General features: G+C 51.4%; 12 protein-coding genes and 2 pseudogenes. 4 read left to right on the top strand and 10 right to left on the bottom strand.

Going from position 1 to position 17,895, the window contains the following annotated elements; genetic code table 11:
- Nucleotides 1-98: 98 nt before the first annotated feature.
- The 3 genes and pseudogenes from ASB66_RS07295 to ASB66_RS07290 form a co-directional block, all read right to left on the bottom strand.
- Complete coding sequence (locus ASB66_RS07295; protein ID WP_060717987.1) at nucleotides 99-7,517, bottom strand: glycosyltransferase; 7,419 nt, start codon at nucleotides 7,515-7,517, stop codon at nucleotides 99-101.
- 241 nt (nucleotides 7,518-7,758) lie between these two features.
- Nucleotides 7,759-7,947, bottom strand: a pseudogene (locus ASB66_RS26670) (integrase core domain-containing protein); the annotation flags it as partial.
- A gap of 277 nt (nucleotides 7,948-8,224) precedes the next feature.
- Nucleotides 8,225-8,447, bottom strand: a pseudogene (locus ASB66_RS07290) (integrase core domain-containing protein); the annotation flags it as partial.
- Between the two features lie 175 nt (nucleotides 8,448-8,622).
- Here ASB66_RS07290 and tnpA point away from each other — a divergent pair.
- From tnpA to ASB66_RS07270, 4 genes are all read left to right on the top strand, one after another.
- The gene (gene tnpA, locus ASB66_RS07285) at nucleotides 8,623-8,988 is read left to right on the top strand and encodes an IS66-like element accessory protein TnpA (protein ID WP_060717988.1); all 366 of its coding nucleotides are present in this window, start codon (nucleotides 8,623-8,625) and stop codon (nucleotides 8,986-8,988) included.
- Nucleotides 8,985-9,332: an IS66 family insertion sequence element accessory protein TnpB gene (tnpB, locus tag ASB66_RS07280; RefSeq protein ID WP_060717989.1), complete on the top strand. Its 348-nt coding sequence runs from the start codon at nucleotides 8,985-8,987 to the stop codon at nucleotides 9,330-9,332. Before tnpA ends, tnpB begins: the two co-directional genes overlap by 4 nt.
- A gap of 66 nt (nucleotides 9,333-9,398) precedes the next feature.
- Nucleotides 9,399-10,949: an IS66 family transposase gene (gene tnpC, locus ASB66_RS07275; RefSeq protein ID WP_060717990.1), complete on the top strand. Its 1,551-nt coding sequence runs from the start codon at nucleotides 9,399-9,401 to the stop codon at nucleotides 10,947-10,949.
- Nucleotides 10,939-11,388 (top strand): hypothetical protein, encoded by a 450-nt coding sequence (locus tag ASB66_RS07270; RefSeq protein ID WP_060717991.1) that lies wholly within the window; start codon nucleotides 10,939-10,941, stop codon nucleotides 11,386-11,388. Before tnpC ends, ASB66_RS07270 begins: the two co-directional genes overlap by 11 nt.
- A 154-nt stretch (nucleotides 11,389-11,542) precedes the next feature.
- Here the strand turns inward: ASB66_RS07270 and ASB66_RS07265 are convergent, their stop codons facing one another.
- The 7 genes from ASB66_RS07265 to ASB66_RS07235 all read right to left on the bottom strand — a co-directional run bounded on the left by ASB66_RS07265 (nucleotide 11,543) and on the right by ASB66_RS07235 (nucleotide 17,895).
- On the bottom strand, nucleotides 11,543-12,460 hold the full coding sequence (locus ASB66_RS07265) for a transglutaminase family protein (protein WP_234614320.1): 918 nt from the start codon (nucleotides 12,458-12,460) through the stop codon (nucleotides 11,543-11,545).
- A gap of 116 nt (nucleotides 12,461-12,576) precedes the next feature.
- A complete protein-coding gene (locus ASB66_RS07260) occupies nucleotides 12,577-13,266 on the bottom strand; it encodes a PulJ/GspJ family protein (RefSeq protein ID WP_060717992.1) in 690 nt (229 codons plus the stop codon).
- A complete protein-coding gene (locus tag ASB66_RS07255) occupies nucleotides 13,267-13,659 on the bottom strand; it encodes a type IV pilus modification PilV family protein (RefSeq protein WP_060717993.1) in 393 nt (130 codons plus the stop codon).
- Complete coding sequence (locus tag ASB66_RS07250; protein WP_060717994.1) at nucleotides 13,643-14,116, bottom strand: GspH/FimT family pseudopilin; 474 nt, start codon at nucleotides 14,114-14,116, stop codon at nucleotides 13,643-13,645. Before ASB66_RS07250 ends, ASB66_RS07255 begins: the two co-directional genes overlap by 17 nt.
- Nucleotides 14,113-15,360: a type II secretion system F family protein gene (locus ASB66_RS07245; protein ID WP_081089025.1), complete on the bottom strand. Its 1,248-nt coding sequence runs from the start codon at nucleotides 15,358-15,360 to the stop codon at nucleotides 14,113-14,115. The genes ASB66_RS07250 and ASB66_RS07245 overlap by 4 nt, the downstream gene beginning before the upstream one ends.
- 39 nt (nucleotides 15,361-15,399) lie before the next feature.
- A complete protein-coding gene (locus ASB66_RS07240) occupies nucleotides 15,400-17,019 on the bottom strand; it encodes a GspE/PulE family protein (protein WP_060717996.1) in 1,620 nt (539 codons plus the stop codon).
- Nucleotides 17,020-17,895 (bottom strand): hypothetical protein, encoded by an 876-nt coding sequence (locus ASB66_RS07235; protein WP_060717997.1) that lies wholly within the window; start codon nucleotides 17,893-17,895, stop codon nucleotides 17,020-17,022.

The following is a 17,895-nucleotide window of genomic DNA, read 5'->3' as shown; positions in this document are numbered from 1 at the left end:
CTACTACCAAGCGTCACTTTCAACGACCCTTGATATCAGGTAAAACTCGTATTCCTATATTATATAGGACGTTACTCTTGGTTGTTTAATTACCAATTTTATTCACCACCTATCTCCTCTAAGAAGCTTCCGATTTTTGATTTTGAGATATTATAGCCTCTACAGAACGGGTCTGGAGCGATGAGACATGTTAGCGAGTTGCATGGAGAGCATGCGACTGTTGGGCTTACCATCAACGCAGGTGCATTATTTTTTTTGAAGAACGGTTTTGAAGCGACATGCCTGGGCTGAGTTGACCCATAGAATGTAACTTGTGGAACGTCGAGAATAGCGGCCATATGCGCGGACCAACTGTCTACACCGAAAACTGCGGCCACCTTCTTAAAGAGAGCCGCCCAATGGCCGGCGGATAGGTTTTGAGCAATGATACCGTCGGCCTGCGCGCATTTAGCATCGCCCGGTCCACCGATCTGGACGAGTTTAAATCCTTTATCTTTAACAACTTCGGCCAACTCCTGCAGAATGGTATCAGGTATCGTTTTCAGGCCCCACCCCCCAGAACGGTGGAGTAAGATAACCTTGTTGCCAAAAGGTGCCAGCAGCTTATCAATGTCTTGTTGTTGCTCGACGCTGGGAACTGGGAGAAGGCTTTCGATGGGCGTATCTGGGGCTAAGCCCACAGACCCCAGCATTGCTTTAACCAAATTGTTATCCATTGCATCCAGACCGCGGAAGGGATGCGAACGAGCAATCATAGGACTGCTATCACCTCTCTTGAGAAGATGCTCATAGGATCGGAGCAAATACAGAGATGTTTCCTGGGCGGAAGGAACTGGAACTGGCAAGCCCTCGACAGGGAAAGGCGGATGGAAATCCTGAACCCAGCTCAGCAAGCTTTCGGCAACGTGAAAACGCAGATTTTTACCTGCCTTGTATGCGGTAAAAGCGACTTGCAATCCGATCAACACGTCGCCCCGATGGAATGGGCAAACAAATTCGATACGACCAGTGTCTGGGACACCATGGGCCTTTTGATTCAGCCACAAATAATCATGCCAATATTGCCAGACATGGACAATATCCAAGGGGCGAGGAGCAGCGAAAACACTGAGCGCTGCTGTTGTCGCGTAAATATCAGCGCCACGTACCTTCAACTTTCGCCCAACATCCTCAAGTCGCGCTGGCTGCGTTAAAAACAATACATCATACAACGCAGATGAAGAGTTGTCGCCCTCTGTGTTCGGTTGCTCCTGGGCCTGTGGGATTAAGAGGCTTCGTTGTGCGAAAAGAATGCCACCTGCCATGAGATCCGTTGTCTCTATAGCTGGACGTTTGACGACATCATTCGGCGCAAGTCGATCAGCCAGTTGTAGGCCCTCCATATCCGAGCGTACCGGAGACATCGTGTCGAGACTGGGAGCAATCTGCGACAAAGGCATATCGATATAGCCGTCAGTGAAGACACCATCACGTGCTTCATTCTCACGCACGAAAACACGTGGCACGATGACTGCCTGAGGATTGCTTGCTGCCCGATATGACGCAAGCACAGCCGAGAGGAAACTGCTGGAAAGGCTGCAATTCTCGGTCATGATGAGAAAATAAGGCGTGGCGGTTATGGCTGAAAGCGCAAGATTCACTGTGCGTGACGCATTAAAATCCTGCTCTGTATCTGTGATGAGAATAACAGGTATATCTGGGTGCCTTATTTTAAATCGGGCCAGGCTTCCTTCCTTCACAAATCGCTCTTTTGCACCCGTATTATCAACAACGGCTATACAGGCCGGCGAAAGACCGCTTTGTTCAAAATCGTCGCTGAGTGTGTCGAGAACGGCAAAGGGTTGAGCCGCGGCTATAATGACACTGGTCTGAGCAGCCAATATCGCCAGTTCGCGAACATCGAAGAGATCGATATCTGATGCGGCAGCAAGTTTGCTCTGCGCATCTCTTACGATCTGCTCAACGACATCTGCCTCCTGACGCCAAGGCTTGACGGCGCGAGAAGGAAACGCAAGTCGATAGTCCTCATTGTCAAGGGAAAGATTAAGGCTGTAGTGCGGATCCTTGTTTAGCAGGGCACCCCAGCGAGCTTGCATGTAACCTCGCTCGATGCGTTGCAGTTCTTTCTGCTCTGGAGTTACATCTGGACCTCGGCTAACGGACTCAAGATGGCGTAGCGGGGCAAATGGCGTATAGACAACTTTGTAACCAGCCTCTCGAACACGCAGGCATAGGTCGACATCATTGTAACTGACGGCAAGATTGGCGCTATCAAAGCCTCCGATTGCCGTGAATAAATCCTTGCGCATAACGAGTGCTGCTGCAGTGACGGCAGAGGTCTCTCGTACCAGCTGAGGATGACCAAAATACCCTATAGAATTGCCAGGGAAGTGGCGGTGACCATGGGCTGCGACACCATATATACCTAAAGTGACGCCCGCATGCTGAAGCGTGCCATTACCATAGAGCAAGCGCGTTCCGACCGCACCGACCTTGTCGCGAACCGCCTGGCTCATCATCTCACTCAGCCAACCAGCTTCAATGACCTCGATGTCATTGTTGAGAAAGCAAATATAATCGCCTTTGGCCATCGCTACGGCAGTATTGTTCAATCTCGAATAATTGAACGGCCCATCGTCACGCAAGACCGTGACGCGTGGATCCCTGCCAATCAGTTCGAAATAGGCAAGACTATCATCCTCTGTGCTTCCATTATCAATGATAATCACATCCAAATTGGAATAGTCGGTGCCATCGAGAACACCACTAACACAATTGCGCACAAGGGAAACTCTGTCACGAGTCGGAATTACAATCGTCACCGAAGGTAAATCCTGCGGCAGAGGCCGCTTGATCCGCCACCAACTCGGGAAGGCTTCTATCGGAAGAACAGTACTGTCGGGCTCTACATCGGCGAAATATTCCTCCATTGCCCGCCGTGCCGTGTCGATTGAACGAGAAGGATTGTTGCTTGAGAAGGTACGGACGCCCTCAAAAATACGCCAGTGGTATAAAACGAAAGGAATATGGCGAATCCGTTCAGGTGACGTCAGCTTGAGAAGCCGCAGAGTGAAATCATAATCTTGGCTTCCTTCGAAGCCAGCTCTGAAACCGTTTACAGCTTTGACAAGGCTGGTACGGTAGACACCAAGATGGGCAACCATGTTCTGCGAATAGAACAGCTCCTGATTCCAGTCCGTTTTAAAATGAGGATCGTGTCTGCGGCCTGAGGCATCGATCTTATCTTCATCCGTATAGATGATATCGGCTTCAGGGTGACGATTTAGTTCGTGAGCAACCATGTAGAGGGCGTGCGCTGGGATCTCGTCGTCATGATCCATGAGGGCCACAAACTCACCAGTCACATGCTCAATTGCAGAGTTGGATGCACGAGAAATGTGACCATTCTCGGAGCGATAAATGACCTTTATACGTTCATCGCGCGCTGCATATTCTGAAAGAATGGACCGGATTGCCGGATTGGGAGAGCAATCATCCGCGACACACAACTCCCAATGCGGATAGAGTTGATCAAGAATCGTATCAAGGCAACGACGCAAAAACCGAGGTTCCGGATTGTAAACCGGCATAACTATCGAAATCAGCGGGCGGTACGAAAGGCGTGCAACAGACGAAACAATCAAAGATCGATCCGTGGCGGTCAGAGTATCAAAACGCTCACTCCACAACGCATAATCAACTCCACGATCTCCTCCCCGTATGCGATACACATCGGCGCCAGCGACATCGACAACGGGTACGAAACTCAGTCTGTTAACAGAAAACCTTACATTTTCCGCATCAGTAGGATCAAAACGGATAGCCGTTATCTGGTCTGGCATCCGGATTAATTGTTCTACAACCATAGTACCATCAATGGGTGCCAATGGGATGGTATGGATATTTTCCCCTTGCCATATGTACAAATATGGTCGTGCTACGACACCTTGGACACTCATGTCGATAGATACAAGAGTCCAGCCCGAAGGCATTCCCTTGTCAAGCGACACAGAAAACTGAGGATCACTTCCTGTCGTCCAATAACCGTCTGATATTTTTTCCAAATGTTGAAGAGGCACTAATTCAGCATGCTGCTCCAATATTGAATTGTCGGCAACACCGTTTCTTGCGACTTGGTAACTGTCGCTTTCATCTATATCATTTGTCAAAGTTATCTTCGGCAATGCCATCGTGATACCGGCCATATCAGCAGGATCAAAGCGCAAAGATGTCGTGTTTTTGGGCAAAATAATTAAATATTCATATTGCCGATTAGCTTCGAGATGATCGAAATAGTATTCAACTGGTTTGTCCGCGGCACCGGACCAAGCATAAAGCGATGAGTTTAAAACCTTGTCGCTGCTTCCCGTTTCGATTGTGATCTTTAACAAGCCCTCAATCTTGTGCAACTCTACGATTTCTAAAATGCATTGCGGATCGTCATTGACGGTCTCAAATATCGTCTCGTTTATCCGGTTCAAACCCGTGCTTGGCTTTAGCTGCAAATCAATAGAAAAAGGTAGCAATCCAAGCTGAGGCTTGGAATCCACTATATTAGCCTCATCAATTTCGCTCGTCAGAGGCAGAAAAACTGCTGAACTACGCTGAAATTCACGCCACGAAAGCTTACCGAGCCTAAATTCGATACCGCTATGAAACGTTGGATCAAGTCGCATCTGGCTTATATTATTCGGAAGGTGCACCAACACAGCCGACCCGCCATCGCAGATCGACAGCGGCACGGGAATTTCAACAATCTCGCCCTCAGTCCAAATATAAAGTATCGGATCGATTTGGCGGTTCACAGCAGACATTTCCAAATCAAGCCAAACCCAGCCAGATGGAAGTTCCGATTTGTGACCAAGGTCAAATTGCGGATCTATATCTGTACTAATCCAAAAACTGTCTCTCACGGACTGCAGGTCGTTTTTCGGAGTGGCCGTTAAGATGCGCTCTGATTGAGGAGGAGCTACTTCCTGCTGACTTGGATTTCCGTCACCCATAAAGCAGTAGCTAGGGGGGGCGAGCTTAAAGAAACGCCCTTCCAACGACGGGCCTGAAAGCCAACCCATTCTTCCAATTAAAAATTTGGCTCCGACAGACGCATCCGGGTCAAAACGAATTCCTGTTATATGGTCAGGAAGGGGAATAAGGATATCCAGGTTTACGTCCCCTCTCATTACGGGCAACGTAAATGCCGACACCTCTTCACCATTTTCCCCATGCCAAACGTAGACGACAGGACGTATTTCCTGAGACAACACTTGAATAGAAAAAGAAAAAAGTGTGGGTCCGGATGGTAAAATTCGATGATCGGGATCAAAAATCAATTGAGGATCATCAGATACACTCGTAAATACGCCGTCATCGTCCCGAACAATGCCCGCCTTTATATAAGGCTTGAAACCGAAATTCTCGTGCTTGACGTCAAGCGCTCGCCGCCGCGCCAAGGGAAGTTCCGGTGCTATTGCGCAAGCCTGAAGATAAAAGGTCGAAGCTGCCCGCAGCCCTCTATTTCTCGCGACCGCATCACCGTGGCGAATAAGCGCCTCAACGTCTTTGGAATATAAAAGGGCAAGCTCGCTATAATACTTCGCGGCAATTTTGTTGCGCCCATTTCTCTCTGCTTTTTTTGCAAGTTGCGTTATGACAAACGGACGAATACCCTTCGGAGCTTCCTTCATATTAAAGTGCGATGACGGCTGATCTGAATTTAATACGATATCTGCCTTTCCAACCAGATCAATATCCTCGTCATCCAATTGTTTCTCAATTGCTGGAGAAGCAGGATTGAGGGCAAAGGCCTTCATAGCCATGATCTTGGCTTCTTCGAGATTTCCGAGAGCCTTAAGCGTACCAGATAGACCACTAAGAGCGGACGCGCTGGCAGGGGCCAGGAAAACCGCACGATTCCAAGCTCCAAGTGCCGCTTGATACCGTGCATTTCGGTGGAGCGCTCGCGCGTATTCTTCCCAGCGTTCAGACGCATCGGGCTTTACAATGACCCCTATACGGCAATTACTTTCTAAAGTGAGGGCGCTTCCAGAATTTTGTGGGACGTTTAACAACCTAGCGGTCATCTCCACAAGTCTGGCATCTCCAGGTGCGCCCGCCGCCATACAGTCAAAAAGAGCAATGTCAGCCTCACGCCGCTTCAAGGCGTGAAATTCCACTTTAAGTTTATCGTAATCGACTGCTAGCTTAGAAAGCCTTTCGCGCTCAACATGTAGACAGCACTCCAACTCGGTAAGCTGCCTTTTATAATCATCCTCCTTTTTTTGATGTTCTTGACGGATATTCTCACTATTAATTCTATAATTTTCCTCCAACTGTTCTATGCTATTTTGGAAGAATTCTATCTCAGTAACGATTTTCTCGAGCTCTATTTTTTCAGAAATTATGGCGTCTCTTTGCTGACTCGTCAGTTCCAAGGAGTTTTTTAGATACTGAACTTGCTCTTCTAACTCCCGCAAATATAGACTTAATTTACCAGCATCTTGACGTTGGTCAGCAACCGCCGCCTCAAGTGCGGGAACAACATTCTGTAACTGGTGACTCAATTCACCTTCGACACGCTTTAAATTGTTGGTCAGGTTGGCATTTTCGACCTTACTTGCTTCAAGCCTCCCTGCAATAGTCTCAATGTCCACACGCCACCGTGCCTCTGATCCAAGACTTTCGGCAAGTGCCGTTTTGGCATCCGCCAATTCCTTTCTCACATCCACACATGCATTCAACGCCCGATCGATCTCACTAGTCGAAACGAATACGCTTTCTTCAATGTCAAGGAGTTTGATGGGATCGTCCGACGCAAGCGCAATGAGATATTTGGCTCTCGCCAAGCCCTTTGATCGTTCGAAAGCATTGCCTGGGCGCTGGTCATAAGTGTAAAAAGTGCGTCCTGCGTCTGCTAGGTTGACTTCATCTAGAGCTACAATTGACCCTATCAAAGTGCGCTGTCCCAACAGGGCCAAATGTGCAAATGACCCTGATACAAGGTCAACGAATTCAGTACGCGACATTTCATGAACGTGATAGGGATTTGCCGGCTCGCTCTCAGGCGAGTAAACGGCCTGATCCGGCGTTGAGACTATCAGGAGACCTCCCGGCTTGAGGACCCTCTTGATCTCATCAAGAAAACGCTGATGGCCGGTGAAATGTTCTATGGTCTCAAAAGAGACGACAACATCTACCGAGTGATCGTCAACAGGAATATCCAGGGCGCTACCGCATTTATAAACAAGGTTCTCCCGTGCGTATTCACGATTCGCATAATCAACCGCCTCAGAGGAAATATCGACACCAGTCACACTCTGCGCAACCTGAGCTAGGATCGCGGAACAATATCCTTCGCCGGACGCGATATCCAATACGGCTTTACCCTTGCAAAAGTTCCGGGCGATAACCGTGCGGTGCAGATGCTCAATTGCTGTCTGCCCCGTGACAGCAGAAGTGAACCTTTCCCCTGTGAAGTCCAGGTTGCCCTTCGGAAATTCACGTTTAAATAATTCACCCATGCTGCGATCACTCTTTTTAGGACTGCTGGTTTGAAGAAAAAAGCTTACTATCAAGCGTATGCCTTTAAACCAGAAAGGTCAGAGGGGGTCAATTTGAGTTGGCCCATAGAGTGATCTGCCACTGCGAATTCCGTTAGAATGAATTAAAGTCCGGCCTATTATCCTCTGAACCCATAGCCTGGACCGCCGGACACTGGAGTTTTTGTGATCACGATAGCTGGCTGGCTACGTCACCGGGATATGCGAGGGGCAGGAACCAGTGAAGGTTCAGGCACTCTGATCGCAGCTTGCTGTTGAAGGCCTCGATGAAGCCCGGTCGGCTTGCCAGGCCGCGAGAAGTCCAGAGTGACATTATTGACATAGGACCACAGATCGGGATCACCGGAGATACCACTCCCCTGCCATTGTCGACCCTCATCGTCTTCGAATAGCTAGCTTTCCTGCAGATGCCCTCGCTGTGGATGAATTCCCAAATCGTGCTGTGGGAGACGGCAATGCTTCGTGACGCAAGTTCAGCCTCTAGACCATGCGGCGTCAGATGCAGGTTCTGATCGAACCACCCAACAATGAAGCCACCATAGAATTCCAGAATATGTTTGCGGTCGCCAGCTATTTTGCCGGCATGAACCGATCCAGTCGCGCGATAGCGCTGCGACCACTCCACCGCTGAGGGGACATCAACCTCGAAGCGCGCAACCTTCAACTCGCGCGGCGATGATCCCGACATAGCCTGCCAGGATCTGATATCCGAGCGATGAGTGCCGTCGGAAACGGTTGTAACCTCCGGCACATTTGGCGATGACGGTGCGGGCATGATCCAGACTGGAAGAACAAGCTTTCGTTCAAGAGTTCGTCACGCATACGCCTGTTAAAAGACTCGGTATAGCCGCTCTGCATCGGCTTTCCCGGTACGATGTAGTGCCAGTCGATCCAGGTGTTTAGTCCCGGTAATTCCCACACTAAAATAGAAATATATTAAATACCCCAAATGTCACCGCTATCCCCAGCAATGACAGGTAAACCGTAAGCGTCCTGTGAGCCTGCCTTTGAGATTTCCATCGAACACCTGAAGTTACGTCCCTAATTCCGTCATCAGGGATGAACTATGGGCCGTATGGAGATTTTGACGGGTGTCAAGCGTCGGCGTGACTGGTCCGATGACGACAAGCTGTCGATATTGGAAGGAGTTGCCGTCGACGGCGCAAGGATCGTCGATGTCGCCCGTCGGCATGATATCCATCCTCAGCAGATTTACAGCTGGCGCAGGAAGTTCGCGGCCGCCCAGACCAACCCGGTGGTGTCGTTCCTGCCAGTCGCACGGAGCGCGGCGGACAAGCCTGCCGCTTTGAGGCGGTCGGTAAAGCCAATGCGGATCGAGATCGGCTGCAAGGGCGGTCGTGTTTTGAAGGTCGAGGCTGATATCGCACCTGACGTGCTGAAGGCGCTGATCCGCTCGGTGGAGGAGGCATGATGGTGCCAGGCGCAAATGTCCGGGTCTATCTTGCCTGCGGCGCGACCGACATGCGCAAGGGGATCGATGGCCTGATGGCGCTGGTGCAGTCGTCATTACGCCAGAAGCCTGCATACGGTTCGGTGTTCGCGTTTCGTGGACGGCGGGGTGATCGCATCAAGCTGTTGTTCTGGGACGGACAGGGCTTCTGTCTGTATTACAAGGTTCTGGAGAAGGGCCGCTTTCCCTGGCCATCGGCAACCGATGGCACGGCGCGGCTGACGGCAGCGCAATTGGCGATGTTGTGGGAAGGGATCGATTGGCGACGACCCGCCTGGACCTCCGCCCCGACACGCGTCGCATGACATAAAGCGCAACATTTACAGCGACATATATGGCGATCCGGCATCAAATCAGCTATAAATCCGGCCATGGAACAGAGCCATTCCAACCTGCCGGATGACGTGGATGCGTTGCGAGCCATCATCGCATCGCAGGCTCTGCAATTGGCCAAACGCGACACCCTGATCGACAAACTGAAGGCGCAGCTCGCCGTTCTCAAACGGGCACGGTTCGGTGCGTCTTCGGAGAAGATCGAACGGGTTATCGAGCAACTCGAATTGGCACTGGAGGATATCGAGGCGACGGAGGCGGAGATAACGCTACCGCTGTCCGCGTCGAATGCTGGCACGGCGAAAGCCAGGCCAAGCCGCCAGCCATTGCCCGATCATCTGCCGCGCCATGATGTCGTACATCAGGCGGCCTGTTCATGCCCGGTCTGTGGTGGCTCCGACTTCATCCGCAGCGGCGAGACGGTCAGTGAAGTGCTGGACTATGTCCCGGCCTCTTTCCGCGTCGTGCGCCATGTCCAGCCGCGCTTTACCTGCAAGGGCTGCGACACGCAGGTCAGGGCCGAGATGCCATCACTGCCCATCGAGCGCGGCAAGCCGGGACCGGGCCTCGTTGCCCATGTGCTGGTCGCCAAATATTGTGATCACCTGCCGCTCTATCGCCAGTCTGAGATTTACAGCCGGGAAGGCGTCGATCTCAGCCGTTCGACCATGGCCGACTGGATCGGTAAGGCCAGCAAATTGCTGGACCCGCTGCTTGCAAAGCTCCGGGATCATGTGTTTGCAGGCTACCGTCTTCACGGTGATGACACGCCGGTTCCAGTGCTGGAGCCAGGAAAGGGCAAGACCAGAACCGGGCGATTGTGGACCTATGTTCGCGACGTCCGCCCCTGGGGAGACAAGACGCCACCTGCGACCTGCTACTTCTTCAGCCCGGATCGCAAGGGCCAGCATCCGAAAGAGCATCTGGCCGCGTTCTCCGGCGTGTTGCATGCCGATGGCTATGCAGGCTTTCGTGATCTCTATCTACCACGCAAGCCCGATGAAGCACCGACCATTCTGGAAGCCTCCTGCTGGGCACATGTGCGGCGCAAGTTCTTCGATCTGACCACGTCCAATCCGGCACCGATTGCCGAGGAAGCCCTGCGCCGGATCGGCGAACTCTACGATATCGAGAAAGCCATTCGAAGCGAGCCGCCGGATATGCGCAAAGCTGCGCGGCAACAAACCAGCAAGCCCAGGATCGAAGCTTTGCGATTATGGCTGGATGACAATCTCAAGCGCCTGCCCCACAAATCCGGGACGGCAGAAGCGATCCGCTACGCGCTTTCCCGCTGGGCATCCCTCTCGCGCTTCGTTGATGACGGCAGCATTGAGATCGACAACAATGCCGCCGAACGGGCCATCCGGCCAATCGCGCTCGGCAGAAAGAACTGGCTGTTTGCCGGATCGGACAAAGGTGGTGAACGCGCCGCCGCGATCCTGTCGCTGATCGAAACTGCCAAGCTCAACAGTCTTGATCCGGAGGCCTATCTCCGTGAGGTCCTGACCCGCATTGCCGACCATCCGATCAACAGGATCGATGAACTATTGCCGTGGAATCTCAATAAAGGGAGCAACAATGTCCGATAGTATTCTGCGCTACGTTCCAACCGATCCACTCTGGCAACCGTCTCCAGCTGATGCACGAAAGGCGATTTCCCTGCTGAAATCAATTGCGCCGGAGGCCGACGACGTGGGGCCGATCTTCGAAGACAAGGTCACGTTTTATGATCCCGGCCAAAACTGGTTGGGGGTGGAATGCAGTTCTTGTGGTGCTGATGCAGAGAAATGGTGGGGAGATGCCATGGACATAGCTTACGCCAGTGAGTTTACAAGCCTCACTGTGGAGGCTCCCTGCTGCGGCACCACCGTATCCTTGAACAATCTCCGGTACCTCTGGCCAGCCGCGTTTGGCCGCTTCGCTATTGAGGCCCGAAATCCAAATATTGCCGACACATCAGAAGAACAGGACCAGCAGATCGCTGATTGCCTTGGAACTACGCTACGGAAGATGTGGGTCCGAGTTTAACCGGTTACCGGACGCTTACGGTAAACCTGTATTCAGGATTTTGGAGATGTAAAGAGGGAGCCTGAAATTAATAGTTGAATTTTCTAGAGTAGTTACGTTGCATCGATATTAAATTCTAATAAAAACATAAAGCGATATACAGCGCCTGCGTCAGTCATTTACCGTCTTCAGGCGTCCAACCTAATGCTTCAGCCTTCGCAAAAGCCTCCTGGTTAAGCTGGTACCAGGTGTCGAATTTGGTACGATCCGGCTCGGAAATCTGATCCATCTGCGTATAACGGCCAGCAGTTTCCCGGCGTAGAAGACCCGCATAAGCACTACCTCTCATGACAAGAGCGAACACAAACTTGGGATGAAGTTGCAGTAGGTCATCCGCAATGACGATCGCCTCCTCATAGGATTTTTGTTCCATCATGTATTCAAGTAGCGTCGATGAAATCAAAGCCACAGCTTCATCGTGATCGAGCGCTCGCAGATATACACCATGGGCAATCGCTGCATCCGACATAGATAATTTCTGTCGGTACCAAACATCGCGCGTAAATCCGCCACCACTTGTGGCCTCCAGATTCCATGTCCTGCCATCATCATCCGTATATTTGATCAACATGTGGGATGGTGCTTCGGCCAGAGTCATCTTCAAGCCGATTTCCTGACCTGCAAACAGCATCAGCAATGGCATTGTCACGCAATTACCGCGGCGGGTAGTGAGATAGGTGGAGAGGAGTTGGTTACGGAGGTTGCGCCCGAGTGGATCGCTCTGATCGTATTCGTATGGGCGGAAATCGTTCCAGGAACCGCTTTCATACAAATATTTTTTCAACGCCGTTAGCTTCTGAGTTGATGTTGCGTCTTCGCCAGCCATGCCACGCACGATTTGAGCGATCTTTTTTACCTCGTGAGCTGCATCGACGTCCTGCGGTGCTATGTCGTTATCGATGCGGAGCTTTGCCTCAAGAAAGGAGATATGTGCATTTGGCAGTGGCACGAGATGGATAGGGCTGTCTTCGGCGACAGAATGCGCCGTCATTATCAAAAATGAGGCTAAAGCAATCGAAATGGGCTTAATCACTATTTGAGCCTCGACCCGAAGTTTGTGACGCAGCGCGCGTCATTGATGGTTTCGTTGTCACGCGCACGCACCGACCCAGGACCATAAGAGGGAAGGACAAACGACCTCATGGACCTTTATTGACAATAAGACGAATAAAACACTGTCTGCAATCCACAGTGATCTAGATCTGGCAAAATCATGGAGAGAGAGACATGGGGCAACCAAATTTGCCGTGTTGCCGCAGCTTTGATCTTCTCTTCCTCAAGGATCAAACTAAACCGCAAGCCTGCAGGAAGTTGGTTCGCAGCATCCCAGTTCGTTCGCCAAACAGTTTCTTTGTCGCCAAGGTATTGAAACTGAATCATATCAATATGAGTTGAAACCACGTCGCTGGCCTCGCTTCCTACTACGGGACGGTAGGGCATCAACCTTCGCCGCAAAGAAAGCCGTCCACCGTTGTCGATGATATCGTACCTCACCTGCCGAACTCCAAGGCTTTTGAAGCCGGTCCGGACGGCTGCGACAAACTCGATTGCATCACCAGATCCGCGAAAAACAACTTGCTTTCCAGCGCTCGTTGCGACAAGCAAAGGCCTACGGAACGGCGTTTGTAGGTCGAAAACGATTTGATCAGCAAGTGTGTCTGCTTCCTGCTGCAATACCAGCTTCTGATTAACCTCACCGATTTTTCGAAGTTGGCCGATGGCTGACGTCAAGATCGAAGTCATCATTGCGATAAGGACGAGAGCGATAAGAACTTCAATCAAACTGAAGCCTGCGTCGCGGTCTCCGTCACTTGCCAATTGTCCTGTTTGGCGTTCCATTCACTTCATTGCCTCAGGCATGAATGTTCTGTAGTGGCCAATGATCTGATGTGTCCGGCCCGAGAATACGTCCAGATCCAGTTGCAAGATCCTAACCCCGCTGTCCCTGTTTTCTGAGACTATGCTGCGGTGTAGCTGCCAAGACGGCTCATCGTCGTTGTCTTTCGACCAATGACTTTCGTCGGTTCGCTCGAGCACGTTCGGATCGTCCAAAATGCGTTGCGCGACCAATACCGCTTTATGATGATCAACAATCAGAATTTGGCTCCGCGCAACCACTTGGAGCGTCTTGTTTAATCCGATGAGCGCAAGCGACACGATGAGAAATGCGACAAGAACCTCCAACAACGAAAACCCGTCATCGGTGACGGTATTGTCAATGTGTTTCGTCATAGGTGCTCAATCCGGTAAGCCAAAGTGTTTCAACGGATACAGCGGCGCTGCCGTTTTGAAGCCGAATCCGGCCACCAGATGACGTACCATCCGGCAAAAACAAAATTATGCGCCGGCTGTTTCCGTGCTTGAACTCGTCTGCGGTTCTTACCTCCAACGCCACGTTATCTGGAATTTGCACCTGCCAGGAGGCCTGTCCTTTTTTACTCACCGTCCTTGTTTGAAGGTCCACTTCGACATTGACCTCTGTTTTACGCATCACAGCGTCCATCCGCGCATTATTTAGCACCGAGACAATTGCCCGAGCGGTGTCAGCGACAGACTGAGTTTTGCGACTTTTCTGGAACGAAACCAAGCCGACAGCCAACGAGACAATCACCATGACGACAAGCATTTCTAGCAGAGAAAACCCGTCGTTCTCTGATCGTGCTAAACGACTGCCGACCGAAAAACTCATTGAAGTGCCAGATCATTAATGCTGAGCAGAGAGTCCATGATGGAAACGACAAGGGTTCCAATGGTGAGCCCCATAAAGATAGTAATTGCAGGACTAAGTAGTGTCATGAAGCGGTCGATTTTCTGCTTCGTAACCGCGTCTACAGCGCGAGCTGCATCCGCGAGCGCCTTTGGCAATCGGTTCGCCTCTTCACCTGCCTGAACAAATGAAACGCTAATACGGTCGAGCGTCCCGGAACTTGCAATCGCTTTCGAAAGCGATTGCCCAGTCAAGACGTCATCTCTGACTTGAATGAGCGCAGTCCGAAGAGCGGGATGGGTAACAACCTGCGCCGCTAAATTCAGGGACAAGTCCATATTGACCTTGTTCTCGAGCAGCAGCGACAACGTTTGCATATACCGCGACCGCGCAATACTTAACAAGACCGGCCCCAATCCTGGAGATTTGAGTCCGACAGATTTAATCCAAGCTCGACCGCCAGCGGTCATCAACAAACATCCACATGATGCTAAGCTTGAAAACAGCGTGAGCAGGCTAAGGACGGGACTATCTGTCAGCATCCTGTGGACATGGGCCAATAAGGCCAACAATACAGGTGGCGTTGTGCCCGTTCCTTCGAACAGAGGCTGAAGAGTGGGTACCAACGTGAACGTAATAACTAAAAGCGCGCCGATCAAAACGGTCAGAAGGAGAGCCGGATATACAAGCGCACTTTGAAATTCCGACCGTTGAAGGCGCAAGTCAGCGTACATGGTTGAGATCGCCCCAACCGTTTCATGCATTCGTCCGCTCGCCTCCCCAGCCATCAGCAACGCGGTGACCGTAGAATCGACATCAAGCCGTTCCGAAAGAGCTTTCGATAGGTTTTGGCCGCTGGCTACAGCATTGTAAATTTCGGCGTATATGGCCCGATATCGATTCTTGGGCTCTGTTTCGGCAGCCAGTTTGAATGCTGCGTTGACGGTCAAACCTGCGCCAAGCAGCAGGTGTATGGACGCGAAAAGCCGTTCCACGTCCATTGCGCGTGCTGATGCCCCTCGCCTTGGGCCAGAATGTGCCTTTTCCGCATCTCCCGCCGGTTCGAGAAGATAGGGCTGCAGCCCTTTCGTCGACAGCAGGCGTGCGGCATCAGCACGATCAACAGCATCTATATAACCGCGTTCTTCTCGTCCTTCAGATGTAATCGATACATATCGAAACCGTGAACCCGTCATGGTAAACCTATCTGCGATATGATTGACCATCCCGACCTGATGTCATCCTTCCGCACCCGGCCAAAAATTCTAGCCATCAGTTGGATCCTGTTGAATGACACGCAACACCTCGTCTCGTGTTGTCACATTCTGCTCGACAAGATCGTTCGCGAAAGCATTCAGCGACTTGGTACCCGAGGCTTGAACTGCGGTCCGCAGGGCCTGCTCTGTTGCACGTCGGTCGATCATAGATTTCAACTCAGCATCGATTTCGACAATTTCATAGGCGACGGTGCGACCAGAATATCCGGTTCCTCCGCATCTGTCACAGCTCTCGCCCGAAACAACATTTAGATGTTTGCAAGATCGTCTTAGAAGGCGTTGCGCAATGACCAATTTAGTCGTTGCAGAAATGAGATACGGATCGACGCCAATATCTTGTAAGCGTGTGACCGCGCCGACAGCGTCGTTGGTATGAAGGGTCGTCAAAACCAGATGGCCTGTCAAAGCAGCCTGTAGGGCGATTTGCGCCGTCTCTCGATCTCGAATTTCACCCACAAGGATAATATCTGGATCTTGTCGTAGCACCGATCGCAGAGCCTTTGGAAAGTCCAGTCCAATGTCTTGGTTGACCTGAAGTTGCGTAATCCCCTCCATCCGATATTCAACCGGGTCTTCGATGGTAAAGATTTTAACGCCCGGCCGGTTCAAAGTAGCGATGAGCGCATAAAGTGTCGTTGTCTTACCGCTACCGGTTGGACCAGTAACGATAATCAGACCATTCGGCGACTGACTAGCCTTCCTAAGCCTGTCGATGTCAGCCGTTCGATAACCGAGGCCTTCTAGCGTCGTGACGCCAGCAGAGTGGCGCAAAAGCCTGAGCACAATAGTTTCTCCGTGCACGGAGGGAACAGTAGACACACGAAAATCCACCTCCTGCCCACGAATTGATAGCCGCATGCGCCCATCTTGAGGAATGCGCCGCTCGGCAATGTTGAGAGAAGACAGAATTTTTATTCGCGTCGTCAAGCCGGCTAGCATCGGTTTGGGCAATGTCTGAACGATATGAAGGACCCCATCCACTCGGTTGCGGATTCTGATCTGATCGCTCAGGGGTTCAATGTGAATATCAGTCGAGCCGGTCTCGTAAGCGAGCTGAGCCATCTGTATCACGAGATTTACAATTGGTGCCTCCAGCGCAAGATCTTTCAAGCGGGCGACATCATCGCTCTCCATCGCTTGGCTTTCTATCGTCGGAGCTGCAGGGGGCATCTCGGTCTCACGTTTCAAGACCTCCACAGCATCTTGGATAGCTTTGCGGGTAGCGGCTCTGACATCGATGGGCTTTTCAAAATACAGTTCGTTGAGAGATATTGCGCCTTGATCCAGAGGATCGGCCATAGCCATCACCACACGGTTATCCACGACCTCCACCGGCAGAAGACCAGTCGAACGAGCATAGTCCAGATTGTAGTCTGCGAGCAGTGCTTCATTTGCGCTTGCGAGCGATATACCGGGCTTACGAAGATAGGCGGACAGCAGTTCCACCAGCCTGACATCCGTTGCCACACCCAGTTCAGTGATGATGACATCGAGAGGTAGTCGGCTTGTCCTTACAACCGTCTTAAGACGACTGATTGACTCGTTTCCCAGTCCCCCCTCCGCTTCAAGAAACTTGAAAAAGCTGTCGTATCCAGCCTGTGCGGCCATTCAGCCCGTTCCTTTCAGCAAAGTTTGAAGGTCGCGGGGGCATGAAGCGACGCTCAGGGTCAATTGATCTCGAGCCACCTTTGTAATTGGACGCTGAACGTTCTGCTTCATGAAGGGAACACGGGCTTTGCCAGAAGGCAAGGACAAGACAAATGTATACTGGGTCCCAAAGTCGCGACCTGGAGAAAATTCGATGATGTTAACTGTCGCGCTTTCCGCATTAAATACGGAAACCAAATCCGTGTTGCTTTGGGATAAAGCGTGAGCCAAACGTCCATCCAATGAAGCGGGGCTTATGCCACCAGTTTTATTGTCGACCGTGAAAATCAATGGAACCAAGGATTTCTCGAAGTCGCTCATCATGATAATGTCCTCGAGCTCGACGACCGACAGGAATTCTTTGGAGGGAGTGCCCTGTTGGATGGATTGTCCCGCGCCCCCGCCTGATGCGTCGGTCATGCCAGCCAGTCGCTGTGCTGCCGCATTCGCCAAATCTTCACTTCTGCCCAAAGCAGTAAAGGCCCTGGTGATTTGTTGCGGTTGACCGGCGTTCAAGTCAACAAGGCTCGCTGTTTGTTGAAAGGAGACGAGAAGGTCGGACATTTGCAATTTGCACTGCCACCACACCTGACCAGGCCTGCGCTTGTCTTCAAAGAGATAGGCGACCCGTGCTACGCCGATGATCTGTTGCCTCATCTCAAATCGTTCCTGTGCAGATATCGCAGCTGAAACGGAGACCCTGTTCGTCTGCGAAAGGATTGCCAGGACCGAAGCGATTAATAAGACAAACAACAGAACGGCGACGAGTGCAAACCCCTCATCACGGCTCTTTGCGCCAATTTTCCAGGCTCGTGATGGAACAAGAAACCTCGCCAC

The organism is Gillisella vitis (genome assembly GCF_001541345.2).
GTDB classification, from domain to species: Bacteria; Pseudomonadota; Alphaproteobacteria; order Rhizobiales; family Rhizobiaceae; genus Allorhizobium; species Allorhizobium vitis.
The sequence above is the reverse complement of the archived record's forward strand: the minus strand, read 5'-3'. Positions and strand labels throughout refer to the sequence as shown.